Origin of the sequence: Micromonospora sp. (genome assembly GCF_048594385.1) — a bacterium.
Lineage (GTDB): Bacteria > Actinomycetota > Actinomycetes > Mycobacteriales > Micromonosporaceae > Micromonospora > Micromonospora wenchangensis.
Genome location: NZ_JBMDWU010000539.1, coordinates 1 through 4,365 on the forward strand (window position 1 = coordinate 1; position 4,365 = coordinate 4,365).

General features: G+C 73.7%; 3 protein-coding genes. All 3 read left to right on the forward strand.

Annotated features, from left to right (window positions below; genetic code table 11):
• On the forward strand, positions 1-933 hold a 933-nt coding region (locus ACOJTC_RS28565; RefSeq protein ID WP_420119213.1), incomplete at its 5' end, for a dihydrolipoamide acetyltransferase family protein.
• A 234-nt stretch (positions 934-1,167) separates the two neighbouring features.
• Positions 1,168-2,847, forward strand: coding sequence for a right-handed parallel beta-helix repeat-containing protein (locus tag ACOJTC_RS28570; RefSeq protein WP_420119214.1), 1,680 nt, complete (start codon positions 1,168-1,170; stop codon positions 2,845-2,847).
• Between the two features lie 175 nt (positions 2,848-3,022).
• Positions 3,023-4,300 carry an Ig-like domain-containing protein gene (locus tag ACOJTC_RS28575; protein WP_420119215.1) on the forward strand — a complete coding sequence of 426 codons (1,278 nt, stop codon included), beginning with the start codon at positions 3,023-3,025 and terminating at the stop codon, positions 4,298-4,300.
• Positions 4,301-4,365: the final 65 nt, after the last annotated feature.

Sequence of the window (4,365 nt, forward strand, 5' to 3'; positions counted from 1 at the left end):
GGCACCGCGCCGGCCGGCGGGACGGCCCCCCTGGTCATCTCGCCGATCGTGCGCCGGCTCGCCCGCGAGCACGGGGTCGACCTGGCCGGGCTGCGGGGCACCGGCCCCGGCGGCGTGATCCGCCGCAGCGACGTGGAGGCCGCCCTGACCACCGCGCCGCGGCGGCACACCGACGAACCGGGCCGGCCCGTCGCGGACCCGGCCCCGGCGGCGCACGTCGGACCGGTCCCCGCCGACGCGTCCGACGTGGTCATCCCGCTGACCGGCATCCGCCGGGTGATCGCCGACAAGCTCTCCCGCAGCCGTCGGGAGATCCCCGAGGTCACCATCTGGGTGGACGCGGACGCCACCGCGTTGCTGGCCACCCGGGCGGCGATCAACGCGGCCACCCCGGACGCCCCGGTCAGCGTGCTGGCCCTGCTGGCCCGGATCTGCCTCAGCGGCCTGCGCCGGTTCCCGCAGCTCAACGCGCACGTCGACACCGAGGGGCAGCGCATCGTCCAGTCGGCCGGGGTGCACCTGGGCATCGCCGCGCAGACCGACCGGGGCCTGCTCGTGCCGGTGCTACGCGACGCCCAGCGGCTGACCACCAGGGAGTTGGCCGCCGCCCTGGCGCAGACCACCGCCGACGCCCGTGCCGGCACCCTGCCGCCGGCCCGGCTCACCGGCGGCACGTTCACCCTCAACAACTACGGCGTGTTCGGGGTGGACGGTTCCACCCCGATCATCAACCACCCGGAGGCGGCGCTGCTCGGGGTGGGGCGGATCGTGGACAAGCCGTGGGTGGTCGACGGGCAGTTGGCGGTCCGCAAGGTGACCCAGCTCAGCCTCACCTTCGACCATCGGGTCTGCGACGGCGGGGTGGCCGGCGGGTTCCTGCGGCACGTCGCCGACTGCGTCGAACAGCCGGCGCTGCTGGTGGCGAACGTCTGAGTGGTACGCCCGGAGCCGGTCACCCTGGGCGGGGTGGCCGGCTCCGTCGCGCTGCCGGGTGTTCGTCCGGTTCGGGTGGGACGACCGGTCGGCGGGTGTTTTCCGGTCGGCGGGCCGGGAATCCGGCGCGGGTCACGGACGCGCCGTACCTCCGGTGGGCGCGCACCGCACTGCGTACGCCCGGTCGCGGCCCTGCCGTGTCGGTCGTGGACGCACCGCCGAGAGGAGCCACCCGTGCCGTACCAGGGTCTGCCCGTCGCCGTGCGGGACCGCCGTCCCCCCGTCGCCGGGGCGCCGCTGTGGTGCAACGCCCACGACTACGGGTTGACCGGCGACGGGGTGACCAACGACCAACCCGCGCTGGCGGCCCTGGTGGACCGGCTCGGTGACGGCTACGCGGCCGACGGCCGGGCCCGGGTGATCTGGTGCCCGCCGGGCATCTACTCCATCCGCGACGCCGGCACGGTGTGGCGCAGCGGGGTGTCGCTGATCGGCGCCGGCCCGGCCGCCACCCGGTTTTTGCTCAGCAACGAGGGCAACCGCAGCGACCCGACGCCGTTGGCGTTCTGGACGGTGCTGCAGCACGGCGCGGACCGGGACCGGCACATCGCCGACTGCACCTTCGCCGACTTCGAGATCGACGGCTCCGGGGTGGCCATGGCCGAGTACAACTACCTGGCCAAGGGCCTCGGGTTGCAGTACGTCGTGCGCGGGGTGTTCCGCAACCTCTACATCCACCACACGGCGGCCAGCGGCCTGGGCTGCGACTTCCTCCAGGACACCCTGGTCGACGGGGTGGTGGTGGTCGGCTGCGGCCGGCTGGACAACGGCGAGCAGATGGGCGGCGCGGGCATCGGCATCGGCATCGGCGGCTGGGGCGACATGGAACGGCTCACCATCGCCAACTGCACCGCCCTGGCCAACGGCACCAACGGCATCTTCCTGGAACTCCAGAAGGACTACTGGACGCCGCCGCGCGGCTACCGGATCGTCGGCTGCCACAGTCAGGGCAACCGGTTCGGCATCTCGGACTGGGGCGCCGACGGGCTGATCGTCACCGGCTGCACGATGACCGGCAACCTGGAGGCCGGCTACGACGTGTCGGGCAACGGCACCTCGGGCGTCGCCGGCCGGGGTGGGCTGCTCACCGACTGCGTCATCGACGGCAACGTGGGCGACGGGATCAGCATGGGTAACACCCCGGGCCCGTACACGGTGCGGGGCAACCGGATCAGCGGCAACGGCGGTTACGGCTACCACCAGCACGACCTGGGCCGCGGCTACCCGCACCCGGCGCAGGACGTGGTGGTGGAGAGCAACGAGTTCTGGGGCAACGGCCTGGACGCGATCCGGGTGGACCGCCCGATGACCGACGCGATGCTGCTCGACAACCGCATCCGCAACAACGGCCGGCGGTGCGCCGAGGCGTCCCACGGCGGCGGCGAGTCGGTCCGGTACACCGAGCGGTCCCTGGTCGACCGCTCGGCGACCTGGGCGCAGGACAGCCACCGGGGCAAGGTGCTGCGGGTCGGCGGGCGGGTCGCCGTGGTCGCCACCAACACCGCCACCGAACTGCACCTCGCCCCGGTACGTCCCGACGCCTACAGCGGGTGGAGCGGGGACACCCCGCTGCCGGGCACCGCGTACGAGCTGCCGGCCGCGCCGTCGACCCGGGCCGGCATCGCGATCAACGCGGCGTTCGACTCGGCGACGGTGCGCGGCAACCGGATCTGGGACAACCACGACGAGCGCACCCAGACCCACGGCATGTGGATCACGGCTCGGGGCAGTTGCGTCGGCTGCCGGGTCGAGGACAACGACCTGGCCGGCAACGCGGTGGCGGCCCTGCGGCTGGACACCCCGCCGGTCGGTGGGCGGTGGCACCGTAACCACGGTGACCAGGACTGGGACTGACCGCCCGGGGCGTCCCGGCACGGCCGATCCCGGACATCGGCGGCACCGTGGCCGCCTGCCGCCCGCCGGGGTCGATAAGCCCGGCCCCGCCCGCCCGGTTCCCCGGAAAGCCCGACCCGCCCCGAGAAACGCTGTACAGAATGTGGCCAAGGGGACTGGAAACGGGGGATGGAATATGGACGTGAGGCGGCGATTGACGCTAATGGCGGTGACCATCGCAGCCACACCGTTGGTCCTCGGCGGGTGCACCGCCGAGCGGAAGCCGGCGGCCGGGGCGGCCCCCGGTGCGGCGGCGGCCCCCACGGTGACGGTGACCCCCGCTGACCGGGCGAAGGACGTCCCGGTCAGCGCGGAGGTCGGCGCCACCGTGAGCAACGGCCGGGTGACCAGCGTCAAGCTCACCGACGACAAGGGCGGGGCCGTCGCCGGGGAGCCGCGGGAGGACGGGTCGAGCTGGGTGCCGGCGGCCCCGCTGGGCAGCGGCCGGACCTACACCGCCGAGGTCACCGCGACCGGCGACGCGGGCCGGACCACCGTCGGGCGCACCACGTTCACCACGGCCCCGACGAATACGAACCGGCAGGCGCTGACCAGCGTGCTCTATTTCGCCGGAAACCAGACGTACGGCACCGCGATGCCGGTGACGGTCGCGTTCGAACCGGCCATTCCGAAAGAGGCCAGGGCGGCCGTGCAGCGACGATTGTTCGTGAAGACCGATCCGCCCCAGCCGGGCACCTGGTCGTGGCTGGAGGACGGCAGCCAGGTCTACTACCGGGCCCCCGACTTCTGGCGTCCCGGGACGACGATCAGCGTCCGCTCCGCACTGGAGGGGCTGCCCATCGGCAAGGAGTACGTCGGTGACGCCGACCGACGGTCCACCTCGAGGATCGGCCGGCAGGTCGCGCTGGACATCGACAATGCCACCAAGCAGATGTCGGTCTTCCAGGACGGCAGGCTGGTCCGCCGGATCCCGGTCAGCCTCGGCAAGCCGAGCACCCCGAGTTCCAGGGGCAAGATGGTGATCATGGAGAAGCACCAGCAGACCCGCTTCGACACCCGGGGCGAGCCCGACGGCGGCTACGTGGTCGACGTCGAGGACGCCCAGCGCCTCACCTGGGGTGGCGAGTTCATCCACGCCGCCCCCTGGTCGGAGGGGGACCAGGGCTACACCAACGTCTCGCACGGCTGCGCCAACGTCTCCTCGGCCGCCGCCGACTGGCTGATGGGCATCACCCAGGTCGGTGACCTGGTGACCGTGAAGGGCACCGAGGTGCCGCTGCGGCCGGGTAACGGCTGGACCGCCTGGAACACGAGCTGGGCCGAGTTCGCCCGGGGCAGCGCGCTGCCCGTACCACCGGGGTTGAAGCCGGCGCCCGCCACGAGCGCGCCGCACCCGGGGGCGGTCGCCGGTGGCTCGTCGCCGACCCCCGGGCCGTCGGCCCGCGGCGGCTGACCCACGACGACCCGCCGGGAACCACCCGGGCCCGCGCGGCCACCACGCGGCCGGTCGGGCCCGGC